Source organism: Pseudomonas sp. GW821-FHT02A11 (assembly GCF_059421985.1).
Genome location: NZ_JBWKWB010000002.1, coordinates 67977 through 89251, shown reverse-complemented (window position 1 = coordinate 89251; position 21275 = coordinate 67977). Strand labels below are relative to the sequence as shown.

Annotated in this window: 15 protein-coding genes and 1 pseudogene; all 16 read right to left on the bottom strand. The window is 57.7% G+C overall.

Annotation, left to right across the window (positions count from 1 at the left end):
• Window positions 1-3: 3 nt before the first annotated feature.
• Window positions 4-540, bottom strand: coding sequence for a type VI secretion system lipoprotein TssJ (gene tssJ, locus AC07V9_RS02870; protein WP_495014191.1), 537 nt, complete (start codon window positions 538-540; stop codon window positions 4-6).
• A complete protein-coding gene (gene tssG, locus AC07V9_RS02865) occupies window positions 521-1615 on the bottom strand; it encodes a type VI secretion system baseplate subunit TssG (RefSeq protein WP_495014190.1) in 1095 nt (364 codons plus the stop codon). The genes tssJ and tssG overlap by 20 nt, the downstream gene beginning before the upstream one ends.
• Complete coding sequence (gene tssF, locus AC07V9_RS02860; protein WP_495014189.1) at window positions 1579-3348, bottom strand: type VI secretion system baseplate subunit TssF; 1770 nt, start codon at window positions 3346-3348, stop codon at window positions 1579-1581. Before tssF ends, tssG begins: the two co-directional genes overlap by 37 nt.
• Window positions 3349-3368: 20 nt before the next feature.
• Complete coding sequence (gene tssA, locus AC07V9_RS02855) at window positions 3369-4946, bottom strand: type VI secretion system protein TssA (RefSeq protein ID WP_495014188.1); 1578 nt, start codon at window positions 4944-4946, stop codon at window positions 3369-3371.
• Entirely contained in the window at window positions 4943-8284 is a 3342-nt protein-coding gene (locus AC07V9_RS02850; protein ID WP_495014187.1) for an ImcF-related family protein, read from the bottom strand. The genes tssA and AC07V9_RS02850 overlap by 4 nt, the downstream gene beginning before the upstream one ends.
• A 23-nt stretch (window positions 8285-8307) precedes the next feature.
• The gene (locus AC07V9_RS02845) at window positions 8308-9495 is read right to left on the bottom strand and encodes a KPHS_23130 family T6SS system protein (protein ID WP_495014186.1); all 1188 of its coding nucleotides are present in this window, start codon (window positions 9493-9495) and stop codon (window positions 8308-8310) included.
• Window position 9496: 1 nt separating this feature from the next.
• Window positions 9497-9760: a PAAR domain-containing protein gene (locus tag AC07V9_RS02840; RefSeq protein WP_495014185.1), complete on the bottom strand. Its 264-nt coding sequence runs from the start codon at window positions 9758-9760 to the stop codon at window positions 9497-9499.
• A 27-nt stretch (window positions 9761-9787) separates the two neighbouring features.
• Window positions 9788-10486: a DUF3592 domain-containing protein gene (locus tag AC07V9_RS02835; protein ID WP_495014184.1), complete on the bottom strand. Its 699-nt coding sequence runs from the start codon at window positions 10484-10486 to the stop codon at window positions 9788-9790.
• A gap of 137 nt (window positions 10487-10623) precedes the next feature.
• Complete coding sequence (locus AC07V9_RS02830; RefSeq protein WP_495014183.1) at window positions 10624-11658, bottom strand: formylglycine-generating enzyme family protein; 1035 nt, start codon at window positions 11656-11658, stop codon at window positions 10624-10626.
• Window positions 11659-11667: 9 nt separating this feature from the next.
• The gene (locus tag AC07V9_RS02825) at window positions 11668-13947 is read right to left on the bottom strand and encodes a hypothetical protein (RefSeq protein ID WP_495014182.1); all 2280 of its coding nucleotides are present in this window, start codon (window positions 13945-13947) and stop codon (window positions 11668-11670) included.
• Window positions 13948-14031: 84 nt separating this feature from the next.
• Complete coding sequence (locus tag AC07V9_RS02820; RefSeq protein WP_495014181.1) at window positions 14032-14670, bottom strand: DUF2931 family protein; 639 nt, start codon at window positions 14668-14670, stop codon at window positions 14032-14034.
• A complete protein-coding gene (locus AC07V9_RS02815; RefSeq protein ID WP_495014180.1) occupies window positions 14667-15335 on the bottom strand; it encodes a hypothetical protein in 669 nt (222 codons plus the stop codon). Before AC07V9_RS02815 ends, AC07V9_RS02820 begins: the two co-directional genes overlap by 4 nt.
• The gene (locus AC07V9_RS02810) at window positions 15322-15960 is read right to left on the bottom strand and encodes a DUF2931 family protein (RefSeq protein WP_495014179.1); all 639 of its coding nucleotides are present in this window, start codon (window positions 15958-15960) and stop codon (window positions 15322-15324) included. Before AC07V9_RS02810 ends, AC07V9_RS02815 begins: the two co-directional genes overlap by 14 nt.
• The gene (locus tag AC07V9_RS02805; RefSeq protein ID WP_495014178.1) at window positions 15957-16625 is read right to left on the bottom strand and encodes a hypothetical protein; all 669 of its coding nucleotides are present in this window, start codon (window positions 16623-16625) and stop codon (window positions 15957-15959) included. The genes AC07V9_RS02810 and AC07V9_RS02805 overlap by 4 nt, the downstream gene beginning before the upstream one ends.
• On the bottom strand, window positions 16612-17250 hold the full coding sequence (locus AC07V9_RS02800; protein ID WP_495014177.1) for a DUF2931 family protein: 639 nt from the start codon (window positions 17248-17250) through the stop codon (window positions 16612-16614). Before AC07V9_RS02800 ends, AC07V9_RS02805 begins: the two co-directional genes overlap by 14 nt.
• A 1712-nt stretch (window positions 17251-18962) precedes the next feature.
• Window positions 18963-21275, bottom strand: a pseudogene (locus tag AC07V9_RS02795) (type VI secretion system Vgr family protein); the annotation flags it as partial.

The window sequence follows — 21275 nt, the reverse complement described above, 5'->3', positions numbered from 1 at the left end:
ATCCTAGCCCTCGACAATAGGTCGTAACATCAGACGGTTGTCGGCGACTTCAATGACGCGCGCGCGATCAGGCTCAAGATCTTCACGCTTCAAAGTCAAACGCCAAGTGTTATTCCGCACATCAGGGTCGCGAAACAACCCGATCACCGCGATCGCCAGAGCGTTCTCATCCAGCGGGACGTCAAGTTGAACGCCCTCGCCGGGCTTCACGACCAGAGACGTTTGGTTCAACAGATCGACACGAAGGACATGATCAGCGTCCACCAGCAATTGGTCATACGTGGTCCGCCCGACCGCTTGCCCATCACGCAGTTGATAAACACGTACCAACGTCGGTACGGACAATGCGTTCATATCTTGCGAATGAGTGTTAACGGAGGTGCGACCGTCAAAGTCCAAATGAAGCATTTTGACCTGCTTATAGAAAATCGCTTTGGTCATTGATGAGGTGCTGTCGGCTATGTTCTGAACCAACCCGCACCCCGCGAGCAGCACGCCAAGCGCTGCAACTTTCAACACATTAAAAACGGTACTCGACATGCTGCCTCTCTATTTTCTGAGGATCACTGTGCAGACCTTGATAACGGCCCAGATTGATCGTGATAGTGGTGTGCGTAGTGTCCCGCGTAGCCTCTGCGTCCATTCCCAACATCGCCGTCATGCCTAACAGGACGTCGGAACAGCCCAGCGCGGGGGATGGCAGACTGTCCACGGGCAGCGTCAGCCGCATCCAGGCGGTACAGCGCCAGCCCAGATAAACGCGCAGCAGCACCAGCAGGTCGCTGTGCAGCTGTGCACCCGGCAACCAGCCGCGTGCTTCGTCACGGTCCTGGGTGAACAACGTCAGACACAACTGGCTGTTAACGTCCTGTGCAACGGGGCCAAGTGGCGTGCCTTGCGACAGAATCACCGGCCGACTGGACGAAAGGCTTGCGGGGTACGGCAACTGGATTTTCCTGGGCCAGTGCGCAGTCACATTGGCGCTGGTGTTCGGCGCCAGGAGCTTGACCAACGCGGCAATCCCTTCAGCAGTGCGAGTGGGCAATCGCATCAGGCTGAGCAATGCGAGGAACCGCGACATCGGCGTTGCGATATGATCGGCGGTTCCAGGTATGCCCAACCCGATCAACCCCAACAAACACTGAGAAGTCGCGTCCGTGCCGCCTTTTTCGAACGACGCAGGGTACGAATACTTCCTCCAGATGCGATAGAGCTGGGTGAATACTCGGTGGTTGAAGATATCGAGAAACGCCTCCAGCGCCTCATGCCCTTCCCGGCGCTGAGCGATGTCATCCAGATACGCCGTGGGCAGTGGCGAATCAACGCCGTACAGACCCAGCAGACGAGTCCTGACCGTGGGTAGGTCTGGATAGCCCGATGACCTTTCAACCGCCTTGAATTCTGCACCGGGAAAACCCATTCCCGGATCGGGGCGAAAGCGAACCGGATCATCGGCGGGGTGCTCGGTACTTCCGAGCGGCGGATGATCGGGCAGCGCTTTTTCCAGCAACTGACAAAAGCGGTACACATTGGCTTCGGCGGCACGGTCTTGCAGCGTGTCGAGCAACTGCTCGAGCTTCAACCGGGAACTCGCTGGCTGTGGTTCTCGTTCCATTGCAGGCATTTCCCGGTGGGTTGCAGTATCAACGTGAGTTCGTTGTAAAGGTGGACGTCGGCATAGAGCGCGAAAAAACGGTTGAGCATTTCGCCGAACAGGCTGATGTCGCCCTCGCCCGCAAAGCCGTTGGCATCAAGCGTGACTTCGACATTGACACCACGCAGCAAGAAACCTTTTTCGAAGCGCTGAACCAAGTGGTGACGAACGTCGACGATGGCCTCGAGTCGGCGGCGGTTCAGTACATCGCCTGTCCAGTCGTATAACGCCAAGGTGCCGCGCAGCACCTCGGCACTGTCGAGCATTGGCAAGAAGTTCGATCCCAAGTGGCTGAGCACTCGCCAGTGGAACCGGTCCCGGTTTGGCGGATAACACGGCAATGTAGGCGCACAGAGATTGCGCACCGTCAGCCCGGCTTGCGTGGAGTGGACCGGGGTGTCGAGCAGCGTGCTCTGCAGCGCTTTGCGGGGGAGCTGCCCATTGGTGCCTGTCAAGCGTAACGACAAGCTCTGGCGTTGATTCAACCGATCCTCATCGGCGCCTTCGCCGCCCAGAATCAGCCAGGTATGGTGCAGCCCATTGACCCCGCGCTTGAGCCGGGTATGGAAATAACGTTCTGGCGCATCGTCACGCAACATGCCGCCCTTGTGGCGGAAGCTGGTGAAAGGTACGTAGTCCTCTCGCACTGAATGCTTGGACGCCGTCACGCGGTCCACTGAATAAATTTCGGTGTGACCGTCCTGCAATCGCATCGGCCGAAGCAGGTACTCGGTCTGTAGCGGGTCCAGCGCCAGAGGATCGGCTTCCAGTGCAAACAGGTTGATGACGGGCACTGCGTGCAGCCGGATGTGGTCGGTGCTCAGCGTAAAAGCGTGGGGCCAGGGCTCGCCCAGTACGGCTTCTATCTCGAACCACTGCACATCTGGGGCGATCCTCAGGTGCTCCAGTCCGTGGAGGGTCACAAACATGAACTTCTCGCGAAACGTGAAATATTCAAGCAACAGCTGATATCCACTGAACGCGCTGTCACCTTTAGGCCACAGCCGGTCTTGCTCGGCAAAACCCTTGGGCGAAAACCAACCGTCCAGCTTCTCTCGGGACGTTTGGCCTGGCAACCGAACATACAACGCTTGCGTCTTGAGCGTGAGCGCCTGATGCAAGGCATTGCTTATAGAAGGATTGGCGTTCAGATACAGGGGGATGGCGCTCAAGTCCAGTTGCGACCAGTCTGTCAAATCACCGCGCGAAAACCTCATGCGGATCACGGATCGTCCGTCCGGCTCATAGGCAAGCTGCGCTGAGTCCAGTGCCAGTGGACGTAAAACCAGATCCTGAGTGGTGGTGTAGCTGCAACGGGTCCGGTGCGGACCAATGGGCCGCGACAGGATTTCGAAGCCTTTTCGAACCACTTCGCACCCCTTCATCACTTTGACATCGGGGGCCAGCTCAACCACCGAGAGAGAGGGAATGGTGCGCAGATAGTGCGGCCAAAGGAGGCTGACCAGCCCTTCGGTCAACTCCGGCAGATCATCGTCCAGCTTCTCCCTCAGGCGTCCCATCAAAAAAGCAAAGCCTTCGAAAAGCCGTTCGACATAAGGGTCCTGCGCACCCGGTTTATCAAGGTTCAGCAGCGCGGCGCGATCAGGGAACGCCTCGGCAAATTCCTGCCCCGCCTCTCGCAGATAACGCATCTCGGCCTCGAAATAGCGCAGCGTCAGATTGTCCATGCTCAAAAAATCCTGGTGAATAAGGGTTAACCGCACAACACCGCTGCGCGGACAGGATCAATGGCCACCAGTGCAGCCAACAGCGGCTCCATCCGACGTGCCAGCGCCGGCTTGTCCGCCTCGGTGCGCTGTGATTTCAGCCGCAACAACTTGAGCAGCCGCGCCTTGACCTCAAAGTCCAGCTCCGGCTCCCACTCCGGCAGCGCATGACGCTGTGCGGTCACGTCAAGCTCGCCAAGCAGATGCAGCGCCAATTCGCTTTTGCCGTATTGCTCGGCCACCCGCGCCATGAGCAGTCGCAGCAGCCAGCGTTGTCTGCCGGTCTGCACATCCGGGCGCGTGCTCAGCCACGCCAACGCGTGATCAACGCCTTCGCTATCGGCCTGTGCCAATGCCTCGCTTTCCAGTGAGAGAACGTCTGCATCTACGTTGGGCACCCAGGCAGATGACGGGTGCCACTGTTGAGTGCGATCGCCGCTGACATGCTGGATGATCCACTCGCGCGTCGTTTCATCCGCAAACGGAGTGCCGTCGCTCCAATGCGACAGTTCAACGCCCGGTAGCCGATCAAGGAACATGCCCACATCCCGTTTCACGATGGCGGCCCATTCGTTCTGCGGGGCGGGTTGCTTGCTCAGCGCCTGATACAAGTACCATTGCAGGTCGAGCCAAAAATGATTCACGCCCTCGGCATAAATGCGCTCGACCTGATCGAGCAACTCAGCCCAGCTTTGTTGCAAATACATGCGTTTGAGCAACGCGCGATATTCGCCTCGCGGGGGTGCCAAACGCGTGTTGCCGCTGACATCCTGCGGCGGTGATTGATGAACCGTGTCCCAACGCAGACTCTTCATGATTCGATGGCCCGCCAGCCAACCCTGAGGCTGTTCTCGCAGATAGGCCGCCAACACACGACCGCTGTCCAGCAGGTCTCGACCGGACTTGATGGCCGATACAGGTGCCGAAGACTCTTTCGCCTCGTGGCTTGCGCTGTGTTGTGGTACCACAGCGTCCACTCCACCAGATTGCGTCAGCCGGGCCGACAGGGCGCTGTACAAGGCGCCGAGATCCGGACGCTGCTCTTGCGGCCAGCCAGTGAGCACCTGTTCAAGCCATGCCAGCGCAGCGACCGTTCTCTCAGCCTCAGCCCTCACAACTTCCGGATGTAGCGACAGGCTGTTCAGCACCTTGCTGCCTGCCAGCCACTCCAATGCCCCCTTTCGACTGCCGGGCCGTGTCGGAAGGACATCGGCGCAGTAACGCTCCAATACCGCAGTCAGAAGCTCCAGGCCGTCAGCCAGACCGGCTTCCCCATCCTTGTGCAGGCGCGCCCATAGGTAGTAGGTAAGCACGCGCACATCCTTACTGACGTGCTTGATCAGCTTCTCTGCGCACTGGAGCACAAGATCGGTGTCAGCTCCCGAGATTTTGTTCACTTGCTCACGAAGTTGCTGAAAATCATCCTCGTAGCCGGGGTCCTTACCGGCGGCACATTCCGGGCTGATCGGCGACAGCCAGGAAGCCCAGCCTTTGGCCTGATCACGAGCAATGGACAGCGCATCGCGTTCACCCAGACAGGTGGCCACCAAGGTCTGCAAACTCATTCGAACGCCTCGTTTTGAGCAACGGAAGGTGTTGTCCCGTCGGTAAGGAATATGCGCGGCGGCAACGTGAAGTCACGCAGTGCAAGCAGACTCATCGGCCCTGCGCCCAGTTCTGTTTTCAGGTGCCAGGTCAGGTTCAAACCATCCGGGGCCTTGATCACCACGCGAAAACGGCTGTCACCATCGTCGAGCGGGGTGATCCGCGCTTTTTCAAGCAGACGAATCAGCCCCCACGTCCCTTGAAAATCACCGAACAGACGCTCACCGGTGTGAACGCTTGTCCAGCTCAGACTCGCGCCGGGGTGGTCGCCTGTACCGGGCCAGCCAAAGCGCTGCCAGCTTTCTTTCTGATTGAAATACTGGTGACGCGCACCATTGAGCATGAACGTGGTCTGCACCACATCGCGAACCGCCTTGCCTTGCAGTTCGAAGCTCATCCCCATGCCGCCGTCGGTGTACAGCACGTCGGCCAGATGACTGAGCCGGTTGATCGCCGCAAGAAACTCAGGATTCAAGCGCAAGCCCTGGCTGTGCCTCGGGTCTGCCACCCAACGGCCCCCATCCTTGCGCAGCACACCGTTCAACTCGCGCTGCAAAAACCGTTCGATCTGTCCTGAGTCGGCACGAATCATTTTCCCCAGCATCGGTAACGAGGCGTCGCTGCCCGTTGGCGTAAACGGATAGCGCCCGACAAAAGCCTCGTTCCAATGATTGACGATCGCTTCCTGCCACTCGTGGTTAAGGCCTGCCGCCGAGGGCTGAAGCATCCGTTGCCAGGCCTCTTCCAACGGCTGGACGAACAGCGTACGGCCAATGCCCGACCATTCCGTCCCCAGGCTGGCTGCGATCAGGCCGCCGTAGGACCGGGTATCGGTCAAGTCGATGCTCTTGCCCTGAAACACCATCTGCGCCATGGCTTGCGTCATGCCCTGCGGGTCAGGTGCATGGCTGACCTGCTGCAATTTGAGGCGCACGCGAGTCACCCGGGTAAGGAAGGCTTGCAGGCTCAACCGGTCATCACCGGCTGCTCCCTGCGCATCTTTGCCGAGCAGGCCGAGCAACGGCCCGAACGTGGCATCAAGCGGGCCGGCAAGTGCGCGCAGCGATTGGTCGACCACAGGCACATCCTCACGGCCCATGAGTTTCTGCGCAGATTTCACTAACGATGCCGTCAATGCCTGGGTCTGATGACCGGCCTGCCCCTGCCAGGCCAATGTGTCGATCAGCGCGATCAATGGCGACTGACGCACATCGCTCATCAACGTCAGTTGATCGATGGCTTCGCCCAGGTTTTTGGCGTGTCGCCAGCGCACGCTGTTGAGAAACGCCAGCCACGCGCTGCTGTACTCCTGAAAGTAACGCTCGGTCAGGCGCGCCTTGAGCACATCGGGGGTCAAGTCGGCCGCGACATCGGTGTGATTGTCGCTGAGCACCCAGTCGATTTCCTCGCGGCGTGCTTCGGCGACATCGTCAATGGCCTCACGTATCTGCGCCTCCCACGCCTGCCGTGTAAACACACCCGGTACGCTGGCTTCGCTGGTGAACAGCTCACGCGCCTCGGTATCGCCGACCATGTCTTGCAGTCTCAGCGCGGGATGATGATGGCCTGCGGATTCCAGCACCTGCTGATACAGGCTGGCTTCTGCATTGCGCTGGCCCAGTTGACTCAGCAGCATCTGACGGGTCTGGGCCACCAATTTCAGATCCGTGTTGATGCGCCACGCCGGGTGTTCAACCAACTGCTGTGCATAGAATTGCCACAGGCCCGGTGACAGACTTTGCCATACGTCTGGCGACACGCCGTTGCGTGTCGGTTGCGCCGTGACCAGCACCTTGGCGAGAAATGCAGGATCGGCCTTCTCGGGCCGTACCAGCATCAAGTAAGCCTTCAACCGTTCATAAGCGACGGACGCCTGGGCCGTGCGCTGCGGGCTGCCCGCTGGAAGATTCACCCACGCCCGCAACTGGCGTTGCAGATTGTCGATTGCCGGGTCGCGCAATACACGGTTATTGGCCTCCACATAGCGCGGCCACAAAGCATTGAGCAACGCCCGGTTCTGACTGAGGCCCAAACGCTGATACCAAGGCTCGCCTTGGCGCTGACGCGCGTCCAGACGCCCCAGTTCCCGCACCACTTCATTGAGCGCCAGTAATGGCTGATCGAGGTCTCCAGCGTGCTGCGTGGTCGAAAGCGACTGCCGAATGTGAACGATCTGGGCACGGTTGCTCTCGAACGAAACCAGCAAACCTACTAGCCACAGCGCTGCAACACCAACGACCGACACCAGAGCAATACGCATGACAGGCCAGCCCAGGCGTCGATGAGCGCCATATTTTTCGCCGGTCAGTTCGTCCCACGCGGCATCAGCTGGCCAGACATTGGTCGATGTCTGTACCTGCGCGGCTGGATGGCTGAACCACAGCCCGCACAACGCCAAGCCACGGTTGGACGACTCGACTAATGGGGCGAGCACCGCGCGCCAACGCTCGACACCCCCGGCCCGCAGTGTCTGAGAGAGACGAGGCAGAAAGTCGTGCGCCTGTTGGACCTCAATCTGGGCCAGGCCGCGAAGACGCAAAGGCTCCTGCAACTCCCTCAGTCGAGCTTCCAGTGCAGTGCCCGTCAGGCGAGCAGGCAACCAGCATCCCACCGGATGACGCTTCAGCCCCTTTTGCGACCACTCACTCGTGCAGACCTGCCACAGATGCACAGGCAGTTGCCAATGCAGCGAGTGCGCTAGCGCCTGCAGGTGCCGAACACCCACCGCCATCGTCGCTGCATCAGCGCTCTGACCTTCGTCCAAGGCCCAGACCACGCCATCCAGCGCTCGCCCGCGCATCAAAGCGCGCCAGCGAGAGAACGCCTCTTGCACCGAAGTCAACGGGCTGGCGCCCCATAACAAGACCGTGCCCTGCCCCTCAAGCCAAAGTTGTTGCGCCAGGCTCGGAGCCATGGCCTCGATTGGCTTGGGCTCGCCCACGATGAGGAACAACCGCACGCGGTGACGCCAGAAGGGGCCGTATTGTTGGCGTAGGTGAGTGATGCAAGCTGTGACCACCTCTGGTTGGGATGTGTCCTGATCCGGGGCAGGCACAGGAGCAGGTTTCTTCGTCCAGCCATCGAAAAACTCCAGTTTCGCCAGCGACTTGTTCAGCCAGGCGCCAAGGCCATCCAGAAACACCAGAAGCAGGCCGGTCAGCAGCAAACCTGCAGACAGCTTCCATTTCTGAGCTTGGTCATTGGGTGAGGTGATCGGGTTTTCCACCCAGATAAGGACCAAGGCCACGACAAACAGGCAGACCATTGAAATCCAGACACCGATTCGTTTCTTTTTCACAAGTAACCCCTATCTAGAACTCATCAGGCTGGTTGCACGACGCAGGCCTGGGGCGAGGCGTCTTGCAGCACCACTAGCTGAGCCCGGTGTTCTACGCTTGCCTGCTCACTGGCAAGAATCAACGCCATGTTCCCCACTGCGCAGCCGGCCAAGCCAAACGACTCGTCCAGCCCGAACCAATCGTCCGTGGTCGGCAGACGACCTGCCGCCCGTAAGCACGTTTTGAGGACGCCCAAAAAATCGCGGGGCAACTGGCTGTGCCAAACGCGGTAATCGTTACCGGCCTCACGCGTTCGCCCCCAATACAGCGCTGTGTCCAGCGCCGCTGGCAGCTCAGTGATGAGCACGGGACGTTGTATGAACGCCTGAGGAACCAGCCCTTGCCTGTTGCACCAGTCCACGGGTGCCACCAGTACCGCAGTGACCGACTCGGCCTGTTCTGCAACAGCCTCCAGAAACAGGTTGAACTCAAGCGACAACACAGGCCCGGGGGGTTGTTGTCTATCCAGCCACATGTCTAGCCAAAGAAGCCCGTCATCGTCATTCGCGAACGCAACGCGATCTTCAAGACCCTGATCGGCGCGACACGAACGCCAAAGCGCCAGTACCTTTTCATCGCCTAACACTTGGTTGTGCCGAATACGAACGTTCAGAGGCTCCTCGATCTGGCAGTGCGCCAAGTCGGACTTCAGCACTCGCAATACCTCGCCCAGGCGAGCCAACAACCGCTCTTGGTACAGCTGCGGGCTCGAGGCCGCTGATAACGTGTCAAGAGGGTTGATACGCATAAAAGGTGCTTTGGCGCAAACGGGTTTCAGGGGTTTGCTCCCCGCTATCAGCGCGGCGGCGACATTCTTGCAGCCTGCTCCGGTGCAGTACGCGGTGGCCAATAGCGCAATCGGGCGCTGGCCCGCCTCTATCAGTGATTGCTTCTGCTGATCGTGACTGAGGTTCCAACCGAGGATGTACTCGCGATGTTTTTCGTAGGCCGAATGCCGCACGCCATAGAGCACGCCGCCCAGTGCCAGTGGCAGCACCAGCGCGCAACACCAGAACCAAGGCGACGCTTGCCATTTTTCACCCGGCCACAGTAAAACGACCAGAACGCCCGCCAGCAGCGACCCCAAAAACAGGATCGCGCACCAGCGCATCGGCTTGGGTGCCTGGGGCAAGGCGAGCCTTGCTGGCAGTGTGTTCAGGTCAACCGCCATGTCATGCTCTCCCGGCCTGGGGCAGCGACGTCATCAGCGTGCAGCCGCACTCACAGCGATGCCCGTCCAGTGCGATGGGACGGCCAGTATGCGTACTGCCTTCGTCGCCTTGCTCGATGGCGTTCAGTCCGTGCCCAGGCAATGGGCACATGACTTTGTCACCCACGCAGGCTCCCTTAAGTCCCAGAAACGTGATGCAACTGGTGGCAGTCAGCACTTCGCCACCGGAAGAAAGTTTGTCGCCCAAACGAATAACGCCTTTCATGACCGCTCCTTATTGGCTCTAAACTGTTCAACCCGCAGTGCGCGGAAGAAATGAGATGTCCATGTAATAATTCAACGGATTGCCGGGTTCGATGATCACAGCCACTGTTTCCCGTTGCAGGTAGGGAGACGGGTCAAACCAGAGATTCTCACTTTTGAATAAATGAACCCGCCCTGTGTCCGGATCCAGCCATTGGCACACGATGACAAATGGATTTTTACCATTGACTGATAAATAACAGTTGCGATCAACCGATTGGATCGTCGCCACGACCGACCTGCCATTCTTTTCCAAGTACGCTCGCTTTCGGCGTTTAGAACGATCAACACAATAAAGACCCATGCCAACAATCAAAACCGGCGCACCCAAGCCTGCAAAGATAATAGCGGCACCCCAAAGCTCGAAAAATCCGTCTATCCTTGCGCTAGATGGCTCTAAAGGGGAATACAACACTTCAATAGTGTCGCCTTCTAAAACTGAAGGTTTACCTCGCCCGCTTCGGGAAACAAACTTGACCGGCTCATTGGTCTGCGTAAAAAACACAACGACCGCCTTGTAGATCGTCCCTTGATCGCCTCGAGACTTTTCAAACCCAACAACCGTTCCCTGGGTACGCACAGCGTCCGACAGAAAAGACGAGGTATTGCTATAACTCGCTATCGCCATGACTAAAAACAAGGCACCCATAACTAAAGACACCCACTTCCCAACGGAAAACAATTTCATCTACAACACTCCACTATTAAAAAACAGGCAAGCGCTGGCCTTGAACGACAACTGCGCTCATTGATATTTCGAAAAACTAACCGGCCCGGGGCTTTACAGCTTAAAAAAAGAGACTGTAACGACAGCACTCACTCTCTTCATCCTGAAGTCGCCCCCAAGCTGACAGGTTCAGGACTGTTCACCACGCACCGCATGGTTTTGTTGCCAACAAAAACTGTTCCGTCCTCATGTATACGTCCAAGCGGGTCAGCTGAGTTTCGAAATACGTTCACTCCCCCGCCCCACTGAGGATTCGCATAGTCTTGCCCGCGCGCAACTTTCGTTGCGTGACCCAACGGGTTTTTGAATATTGGATGGTCAGGTCCGCGAGGATCCTGGTAGGGCGAATGATTATAATATTCCGGGTCGTACCAGTCCTGCACCCACTCATAGCCGCTGTCCGACATGGAATAAAGGCCTAGAGGATTGGGTGGAAACATATCAACAGGCAACGGAGTATACCTGCCCGTTTTCAGTCCTTTCTCCTTGGCAAACGCAAGACGATTACCGCCACTTGAGATATTGATCCCCGCAGGTGAGTAACTCCCTGCGACAGACTCATGAGATTCCGTTTTATAATCGCCCTCATCGGTTGCAACCATCAGAAATTGCCCCCGGCTGCGTGCTATGTATTCCCACTGAGCCTCAGTGGGCAATGCAAACGGCAACTGAGCAACCTTTGCAAGCCATAGACAGTAGTCCTCTGCCTCATACCAATCGATGTGGGCGGGCACGTTGGGGATTGCATTCAAGCCATTCCACTTTTTCTTATTGGCGCCCCCATCCTCTCTTAACGTCTTATTGTTATAGGCGAGAAAGAACTGATACCGTTCGTTTGTCACCTTAAACTTGTCAGCCGAAAAGCTGCTGAGCCTAACTTTATGGAGAGGTGAAGAGTCTGCATCGCTGTCATATGGCAAACGTTCAGATCCGTACTGACTACCAAAATCCCCCATCAAGAATTCACCACCCTCCACGTACACCAGATCCCTTTTGACACCATCGATAAATGCCTGCAAAGCAGGATCCGTCGGTTTCGTGGAGGCAGGAAACTCAGCCCTTTTCTCGTTACATCCCTGAACCAAGATGGCGAACACAGCAAAAAAATAAATTTTCATTGATTTAATATTCATACTACTCACCTACGCAATATCTTTAGACTGCGCTTCGCACGGCCCAAACTCGCAAAGCAGACGCTGTTCGTCAACCTGACTACCGAGCTGGTAGTAAGCAGTATCATTGAACGCGAGTGCGTAACCGTGAACCACCGAACTCTTTAATCGGGATTTGACGACCTGCAGCGTCCACTTTGCCTTCCGTAAGTCTTCGTCACGATTGAATCCCTCCTGCAGAAACCTGATGAGATGGCCTTCCTGTTGTGCCGCCACTTCAACGTCATCGCTCCCAACTGCCAAGTTGGAACCATCCTGCGAAATACGACACATAACTTTTGACCACTCTCTAAGGGTCTGAATACTGGTAATCACACAGATCATCGCTTCTTTTCGTTCGGCATATATATCGCCTGCCAACGTCCTGTTGTCGAAATCAAGGTGATCAAGTTTTCCATGACGGGTGAGCAGATAGAGCAACACCCCTTTCGCTTCAGGCGTGTATTGAAGCAAGCTCTGCTTGAATTCGATGATATTCCTCGCCAAATCGTTTCGTGCTTTGGATGCAGCGACCTGCCTGGAAACACCTTCCACCATGCTGCCCAAATACCTTTCAAACGCCAGGCTTATTTCTTCAGAGGTGTTCAGAACACTGCCGTAACTCTGATAAATGGTTTTGCCAACGTTGGACATTTGTAGCACGCACAATTGGCTGTATGTCTCAAACGCCTCAGGATCAACCACATCAAAAAACCCATAATCCAGGCTATACAGCTGATACAACAACCACGCCCCAAACTCGGCAAAAGCCCCCGCGTCAACCTCAGCCAGAAACGCACCTTTTGCTCCGGCGCCCCAGCACAGACTTGCAGCCACCTTGAAACAGAACTTTCCGTTGATAAACGTGCAACGCAACTTACCGCCAGCACCCGCACCCGCCAGCCCGGCGATGCCGCCGCCGAAAGTGCAAAAACTGGTGAACTGACCACTGCTTTTCGAAAGGGCGGGTAATGCTCCTCCCGTTTGCTCGGGTGGCGGGGTGGGTTTAAGCCATTGGATCGAGCCTTTGAGGCTGCCGTCGATTCGGGCGCCCAGGAATGCCTCGCCCGATAACTGCAACCCTTCATCGTTGGCATCCATTGCCTGATAAAACTGATGACCTGAGGCTTTGCGTTCGCTAAAACGGGGTAGCCTGCCACCCGGCTGCCCGGCCACACTCTGTTTTTTTCCTTCCACTACGACCTGAAGTTGCGCCTCCAGTTGAGCGGATCCCCCCAGAAAACCACTCAGTTCACCTTCCACACACACGCGAAGCATCCCAAGGTCAAACGCCTTGCCGTTGTCTCTCTGGACTTTCAGTGCCCAGCCCCTTCGGTCAGGCGCATAAATCGTCATGTTCGCGACACCCGACGCCAGTGCCAGGCTGACTTTGGCTTCGCCTTTGATGGCGGCCTGTTTCTTCCTGGGATCGAATTGCGCACTAGCGCCTACGTTTGAAACGAAACGCATGAACTGCGCACCCGCTGATACATCGACCTGATCATTGACCCGGTCTCTGTACAGAAGGCTGTTGTTCAAGTTCTCGGCCCAGTCGAATAACACTGTGTCGGTGTTGAGCGTGGTCGGATCAAAATCCGATCCGATAAGCTTCAACGCAGTGTTCAGGTCGAGCTTCATTTTTGGCGATTGAAGACGAGTGAGCTGTTCGCGCAGCTTCGTTGTATCGATGCGCGCCCGGCCGTGTTTGTCTTTACTGTAAATGCTGCCGGCGCCACCGTCTTGTTCGTTGCCTTTCAACGAAACACCATGCAACTTCCGGCCTTCCTTGGTTTGGGTGAAATAGCCCTTTTTGACATAGGCATAACGCGGCGCTTTACCTTCGCCTTTAGTCTTCGCTCCTCGAAAAACCGGAATCAGCTCGACCACTTCATCGTAGCTCGCCCCTTTACCGGCCAAGGCACCCATTTTCTTTTTCAATCGCTCGCGCTGCGCGTCCAGCCTGGCCTCTGCTGCATCAACCGCTGAGACGTGCTGCTCCATCTTGGAGGGGAGCATGAGCGGTGCCACATCAGCACGACCATAGGCTTCCAGGGCACGAGAATAGTCAGCTTTCGCTTGATGAAAGGTGTCCATCTCTGCCACTAATTCACGCCAGTGCGTTTCAAACGCGCCCGCTTCACTGCCAGCAATGAAGATCAGTTCTTCAGTATCAGGCCGCAAGTAACACTGCGAAGATCCGCGAAGGGAAGTGACGGTAGGGTCTTTGGGGTCAACCTCACTTTTGGAGGCCCACGGAGCCGTATCAGTCATTTATGAATCTCCTTGATCGTGAAAACCGTTGCATCCTGCGTATTGCAGTGAGTGCGGGATAACGCGGTGTTCCGCACGAACGAGTTACCAGCTTCCATAGGGAATCCCGTTCTTTTCAATCCATGCTTGAGCAGCAGGAGTAGGTGCTCGGTAATACAGGCCTTTATTGTTTTGATAAGGGCCAAGCGGGTGAATCTCTGCCTGAAAGCGACCCACGTCCTTGTACCCCAGACAAGCTGACCCGGCCCATACCTTCACGATGCCCCCAGGTGCCAAACCGAAGTTGATCCTTTTGCGATAAAGCGTCACGACCTCTTGATCAGCCTCACAAAACACCCGCTCCGGTACGGTCATTTCGTCACGTACCCACTGCGGGATCGTGATACCAATCTTGTAGGCTTGTGGCTCTACTAACGACTGCCAGCGAAGGTAAATTCGTTCCGGCAAATCGACATTGTTGATCGGTTTGCCCCCCGAACCGCCCGAATGCCAGCCCTCCACTTCCCCGGTGTAGCTGGCTACGCCGCCATGCACGCGAAAGAAACCAAGCCCGCGCTGATCGAGCACGTCGACGCTTTCGACCCAGACTTCCATATGCTTTGGCGCGACCAGACCTATGTACCAAGCCGGATAAGGTAGCTTCGGCGGTGGCACTGATTTGGGGCCATTAGCACAAGCCGTGAGGCTGACAACGAGGCCCATCAGCAGGATCAAGCAACTCATTGCGGATACCCCCGTTGCGGATGATCCGGGTACACAAATCTACGATTCATGGCCGCAGGCTTGCTGATCATCAGGACGCCGCTCGGGGTCCAATGCGCGGATTGATGGATGTAGCGAACCTTGAGCAAAGCCTCGTCCGCAGGGGCCAGCCTGATCTCTTTACCTGCAAGCGCCTGTTGCAAGATTTGATCGCTGATAGGCTGCAATTCCTCAGGAAGCTGGAACCGCTTGTCTGTGTCGCTGATGACGTCGAACGGCACGCCATGACGCACGCCCAATTCGCGCATTACACGCAAGGCAATTAACGACAACTCGCCGCGCACCTGTCGGTCCATCACCACCGTGATCCAGTAATCCTGTGCCCCCACCTCCGCCTCACGGGTGGAAATCCTTGCCGCAGGCCATGCCTTGATAGTGATGGTGCCTTCGCGGGCCACGCCGGTTTCGCGCAACTCCTGGGCGTCCTCTTCGGCGCGTCGCCACAATGGATGCGTCTCGATTTTTTCGGTGCCTCGGACGGTGGCTCGGCGAGGGGCTGTCATCCACAGCTGCTCTCTGACCTTGGCTCGATAACCGCCACCGATGTCTGAATGCACGCCCGGAAGACCGATTTGCAGGTGACTGCTGTCGACGGTGTTCCGCACGAGCGAGTTACCAGCTTCCATAGGGAATCCCGTTCTTCTCAATCCATGCTTGAGCCGCAGGAGTGGGTGCTCGGTAATACAGGCCTTTATTGTTTTGATATGGGCCTCGCGGATGAACCTCGGCCTGAAAGCGGCCGACTTCTTTGAAGCCCAGGCACGGTCCTCCGACCCAGACTTTAACGATGCCGCCAGGGGCCATACCCAAAGTGATCATCTTTCGATAGTCCTCTTTCCACTCCTCGGTCCACAGGCAAAACGCCCGTTCCGGCCTGACCATTTCATCTCGCACCCACTGTGGGATCTGGATACCGATCCTGTAGGCCTGGGGTTCAACCAACGACTGCCAGCGAAGATAAATACGATCTGGGAGATCGACATTGTTGATGAGTTTCGAAGCTCCCCCCCCTTTGTGCCAGCCCTTCACCTTTCCTGTGTAACTGGCTACACCGCCAAATACATGGAAGAAACCAAGCCCTCGCTGATCGAGCACGTCGACGCTCTCGACCCAGACCTCCATATGCTTCGGAGCGGCCAATCCTATGTACCAGGCGGGATACGGCAGCGTCGGCGGTGGCACTGATTTGGGGCCATTGGCACAGGCGCCCAAGCTAAAAATCAGACCAAACAGCAGAGCCAAGCGCTTCATAGCGGGTACCTCTTTTGCGGATGATCCGGGTACACAAAACGGCGGTTCATGGCCGCAGGTTTGCTGATCATCAGAACGCCGCTCGGGGTCCAATGTGCGGATTGATGGATGTAGCGAACCTTGAGCAAAGCTTCGTCCGCAGGGGCTAGCCTGATCTCTTTACCTGCAAGCGCCTGTTCCAAGATTTGATCGCTGATAGGCTGCAACTCCTCAGGAAGCTGGAACCGCTTGTCTGTGTCGCTGATGACGTCGAACGGCACGCCATGACGCACGCCCAATTCGCGCATTACACGCAAGGCAATTAACGACAGCTCGCCGCGCACCTGTCGGTCCATTACCACCGTGATCCAGTAATCCTGTGCCCCCACCTCGGCCTCGCGGGCGGCGATCCTTGCCGCAGGCCATGCCTTGATACTGATAGTGCCTTCGCGTGCCACGCCAGTTTCGCGCAACTCTTGAGCGTCCTCTTCGGCGCGTCGCCACAACGGATGCGTCTCGATTTTTTCGGTGCCTCGGACGGTGGCTCGGCGAGGGGCTGTCATCCAGAGTTGCTCTCTTACCTTGGGTCGATAACCGCCACCAATGTCCGAATGCACACCCGGAAGACCGATTTGCAGGTGACTGCTGTCGACGGTGTTCCGCACGAACGAGTTACCAGCTTCCATAGGGAATTCCGTGCTTTTCAACGTACGCCTTGTTTTCGGGCTCAAGCGGCACGTACTCGCCCTTGCTCTTTCCTTGATAAGGCCCTCGCGTTTGAATCTCCGCCTGAAAGCGGCCGACTTCTTTGTCTGAGAGACAAGCACCGCCCACCCAGACTTTTACAATCCCGCCCGGCGCCATACCTAGACTGATCATGTCTCGGTAATCCTCCTTCCACTTCTTCGCGCCCCGGCAAAATACTCGTTCCGGCGTGACCATTTCCTTCCGGACCCATTGCGGAATCGTGATACCGATTTTGTAGGCTTGCGGTTCAACCAACGACTGCCAGCGAAGATAAATTCGGTCTGGTAGGTCAACATTGTTGATCGGTTTGCCCCCTGAACCGCCCGAGTGCCAGCCCTCCACTTTCCCGGTGTAGCTGGCTACTCCACCATACACATGAAAGAAGCCGAGCCCTCGCTGATCGAGCACATCAACACTCTCAACCCAAACTTCCATATGCTTGGGGGCGACCAATCCTATGTACCAAGCGGGATACGGTAGTTTTGGCGGCGGTACTGGTTTGAGGCCATTTGCACAAGCGCTCAGGCTGACGACCAAGTTGATGAGCAGGAACAAATGCTTCATTGCGGATACCCCTTCTGCGGATGATCTGGAAAAACAAATCGGCGATTCATTGCCGCAGGCCTGTTGATCATCAAGGGCCCGCTTGGGGTCCAGTGAGCGGATTGATGGATGTAGCGGGCCCTCAGTAGTGCCTCTTCAGCAGCTCCCAGCGTGACCTCTTTACCTGCAAGTGCCTGTTGCAAGATTTGCTCGCCAATAGGCTGCAATTCCTCCGGCAGTTCCCATTGAGGACGGGCATCCAGACTCTTAAACGGAACGCCATGACGCACGCCCAATTCGCGCATTAAACGCAAGGCAATTAACGACAGCTCGCCGCGCACCTGCCGGTCCATTACCACCGTGATCCAGTAATCCTGTGCCCTCACCTCGGCCTCGCGGGTGGAAATCCTTGCCGCAGGCCATGCCTTGATACTGATAGTGCCTTCGCGTGCCACTCCGGTTTCGCGCAACTCCTGAGCATCTTCTTCGGCACGTCGCCACAATGGATGTGTCTCGACCTTCTCGGTACCACGCACGGTGGCTCGGCGAGGGGCTGTCATCCAGAGCTGTTCTCGGGCAAGCGGTCGATAGCCGCCACCAATGTCCGAATGCACACCCGGAAGACCGATTTGCAGGTGACTGCTGCTCACACTGTTAAGGGAAAAATTAACGCGGTACTCATCGAGGGCATGCAGCTGAATCACCTGGCGAGCGCAGCATGATGGCAGGAAGAGATTGACGCCGTAGTTGTCGTCATCTCCTGGCTTAAAGTCACCTCGCAAAGGGGTCGAAATACCGGCCACTGTGTCGAACAGGCCGATCAGGTTGAGGCATACGTGCGCAGCGGGATCAAAACGTTTCTGCAGTCCATAGCGACCTCTGCGGAGGACTTCGCCAAATACGCCACACCCAGGTTTCAGGAATTCATTGGCACAGTGGCGAGCTGCTGCTGCACCTCGACTGAAGCCGAAAATATCAGTTTCGACTCTGCGGATAGCGACATCAGGATTCATCTGATGAAAACGCTCCAATTGCCTGACCAACAGATCCGGCGCTTGCCTGACCCGCCCGACCACGCCAGTTACGCCTCGCCCCAAACCTTGGCCAACAACGATGTCATCCTTACCGCCGCTGCGAGTCCCAATTCCTTCCACATATGCTTTCACGTAGCCGATCTCGGCCCCGTCTTTCACGGGGGTCGCCGTGTTATCCGGATACAAATCGTACAAATGCACCACATTACTCGGCGCATTGCCGTAGCTGTTGTCGGGCGCGGAATTGAAGGCGCTGCCATCAAAATCCGCAAACCCGTACCGTTTGCAGGTCGCCTCAATGCTCTCCAGCTCTTCGGGGCTGTAGTTCTGCAGGTCCAGTGCCCGGCACAGTTCAGTGGTGGCGGCATTGGCCTGGTTGTTGCCAGTGCCGTCGAAGAACAGGCCGATGCGCAAGGTGATGCCTTCGGTCAGTTCTTCTTCCTCTTCTTCCTCTTCCAGCGCCTCAGGCTCGCCCTCGTCATCTTCGTGCAGGGTGATTTCCACTTGCCGGTCGCCGTATACCCGCTGGGTCATGCCGTCGGTGTCGGTCAGGCCGCGCACGACCCGGCCGTCTGCGACGTTGATCTGGTAAGGCATGTAGGGCATGGGCGCCCCGCTGTCCTTGTCGACGATCCGGAAGCCGCTGCTCATGGGGTATTTGTGTTTCGGGTCTTCGAGCACCCACGGTTTGAGCGCATCCTTCAAGGATGACGCGCCGCCCCATTCGATGTGGTCGTTCTTGATGCGCACGTCCATCGGGGCACCGATTTCGATGCAACCGTCCTTGAGCTTGATGTAGGCCTCGCCGCTGACCAGGGTGATGCCCGTTTTGGCGTCGATGAACACTTCGTCCTCGGTGCTGGCGATGTTCAGTTGCTTGCGGGAACTGAGGAGCAGTTCGTTGTCCTGCGCCTGAATGTCGACCGGGCCCCGTGCCGCGATGGCCTTGATGCCGAATCGGTGGGCGAACAGGCTGATGGCTTCGCCTGCGGCCACGCTGAAGCGTTTGAAGACGCTGACATCGGCGCTGTCGCCAGCCGTGGCGGTGAGGTTCTGGCCTGCCGAGAGTTGCACGCTGGCCGGTGTGGTCAGGGCGATGCCGGCCGGGGCCGAGGCGATCAGGCCGGCTTCCTTGAGGCCGTTCAAGGCTTCCTTGAGCGCCGATTGCGTCGGCGCGTCGGCCGGTAACGCCTGGGAAACGTTCGCGCATTGCGCCAGGGCCTTGACCATTTCAAGGGCGTAGGTGAGTTGGGCCAGGGCGTCGTTCATGTCGAGCACCTCGCCCTGCCCCTTGGGCTGGGTGTCGGCGCTGATGAACAGGCCCTTGCCCGCCCGGATCGAGCCGCGTGCATCGGTGCGCAGTTCAAACCCCTCACCGCGCTTTTGCTTCTTCGCATCGACCAGATGCCCCAGGTTCAGCTGACTCTTGCCGCTGTGTTCGGTGCTGAGCTTGATGTGTTCCTGGCCGCGCGCGTCTTCCATGCGCAGTTTGTTATTGGCCGGGGTGCGCAGCACGTTGCGCTTGTAGTCGCTGCGCTCGAGGGTGACGAGGTCGGGGTGTTGATCGTCGTGCAGGGCGTGGGCGATGTAGGGCCGGTCCGGGTCGCCTTGTTCGAAGGCGATGGCGACTTCGGTGCCGCAGATCAAAGGCAGGTGCAGGCCGTGGGTCTCACCGGCATAGGGTCGGGCAAGGCGCAGCCAGGCGCTTTCGGTGCCAGTGTCCCAGCTGTCGCGGTCGAACAGGAAGTTGACCTTGTAGCGGCCTTGCATGTCGATGTGGCTGTAAGGGTCGTTGGCCTGGTTGCTGGTGACACGCGCAGGCACTGTCCCCGCCATCGTCGGCTTGGGCAGTAGGGGCGGACGAAAGCACACCTGCTCGGCATACGGAATGGCTTCGAAGGAGGCTTCGTAGCTGCTGTCGCGGGCGGCGCGGCAGCTCAGCCGGGTGATGACGGCGCCGGGTTCAAAGGCCTGCGGCGCCCCACCGGATATGGACAGCACTTGCGCCAGGCTCAACGTGGCGCTGCTGGTGACACCGCTCAGGCGGGTCTGGTCGTTGAGGTAACGCTCGTGACGCAGGCGGGCGTAGAAAAAGCCGCTTTCGCTTTGCAGGTCTTCGTCCTGATCGAGCTTGTCGCCGAGTACGCTGTAGGGTTCGGCGTAGTGATAGGCCTCACCGTAGGTCCCGGGTGCGCCTCGGGTCTGGTCAACCGTGCCGTCGAGCCAGGCCTTGGCATCGCGGTGATCGTAGGCGCGAAAGTGAATGTTTTTCTCCACCACCTGGTGGCTGACCTGCAAGCCCCAGACGCCGTCCTGGCCGCTGCTGCCCAACCCTGACTGCGAGCGGTAGGCCAGCTCGACACGCGGCCTGACGTAGTGGCGCTGGTCGTCGTGAAACTCCACGACATCGATCTTCAGGCGGTCATCGCTGGTGAAGCGGTACCAAATGCCGACATCGGCCAGCAACCGGGCAATGAAGGCCAGATCGCTTTCACCGTACTGCATGACCTGATCGCGTTTGGGGTATTCGCGCACCAGGTTGAAGAGGAGATCCTGCCCTTCGAAATCGTGGCGGCTGCGCAGGATGCTTTCGACGATCTGCGGCACGGACTGGTGTTGATAGATCCTGAATTGCTGACCGCGTTCGAGCAGCGCCAGCCGTGGCCGCAGCGTAACCGCGTAACGGGCTTCGTCGTTGGAACCGGACAAGCGCGGGAATGCAGTAATGACCCCGTGCAGCGTGCGCAGTGGTTGGGCCTGGAGCGTCGACAGGCCGCGCAGGACAGGTGGCAGCCCATGGGCGGCGGCGTTCAGGGTGAAATCCGCCGTGCGGCCGAGGATCTGATCGGCAGCGATGTCGTGTTCGGTGGATGTGAACTCGATGGAATAGGTGAACGGATGGCTCAGAATTTCTTCGCCTTCGAACGTCAAGACATCGAGGTTGGCCTTGAGGTCGCTGACGGTGAGTTTGTGGCGGCTGTGGTCGAAGATGGTCGGCCGAAGGTTGAACAC

Bases quoted from the DNA above. Each gene is read 5' to 3' on its own strand.
- AC07V9_RS02810 (WP_495014179.1), bottom strand. From the start codon at position 15,960: ATGAAGCGCTTGGCTCTGCTGTTTGGTCTGATTTTTAGCTTGGGCGCC.
- AC07V9_RS02825 (WP_495014182.1), bottom strand. From the start codon at position 13,947: ATGACTGATACGGCTCCGTGGGCCTCCAAAAGTGAGGTTGACCCCAAA.
- tssG (WP_495014190.1), bottom strand. From the start codon at position 1,615: ATGGAACGAGAACCACAGCCAGCGAGTTCCCGGTTGAAGCTCGAGCAG.
- tssJ (WP_495014191.1), bottom strand. From the start codon at position 540: ATGTCGAGTACCGTTTTTAATGTGTTGAAAGTTGCAGCGCTTGGCGTG.
- AC07V9_RS02820 (WP_495014181.1), bottom strand. From the start codon at position 14,670: ATGAGTTGCTTGATCCTGCTGATGGGCCTCGTTGTCAGCCTCACGGCT.
- AC07V9_RS02835 (WP_495014184.1), bottom strand. From the start codon at position 10,486: ATGAAATTGTTTTCCGTTGGGAAGTGGGTGTCTTTAGTTATGGGTGCC.
- AC07V9_RS02845 (WP_495014186.1), bottom strand. From the start codon at position 9,495: ATGGCGGTTGACCTGAACACACTGCCAGCAAGGCTCGCCTTGCCCCAG.
- AC07V9_RS02830 (WP_495014183.1), bottom strand. From the start codon at position 11,658: ATGAATATTAAATCAATGAAAATTTATTTTTTTGCTGTGTTCGCCATC.
- AC07V9_RS02800 (WP_495014177.1), bottom strand. From the start codon at position 17,250: ATGAAGCATTTGTTCCTGCTCATCAACTTGGTCGTCAGCCTGAGCGCT.
- tssA (WP_495014188.1), bottom strand. From the start codon at position 4,946: ATGAGTTTGCAGACCTTGGTGGCCACCTGTCTGGGTGAACGCGATGCG.
- AC07V9_RS02815 (WP_495014180.1), bottom strand. From the start codon at position 15,335: ATGGAAGCTGGTAACTCGCTCGTGCGGAACACCGTCGACAGCAGTCAC.
- AC07V9_RS02805 (WP_495014178.1), bottom strand. From the start codon at position 16,625: ATGGAAGCTGGTAACTCGTTCGTGCGGAACACCGTCGACAGCAGTCAC.
- AC07V9_RS02840 (WP_495014185.1), bottom strand. From the start codon at position 9,760: ATGAAAGGCGTTATTCGTTTGGGCGACAAACTTTCTTCCGGTGGCGAA.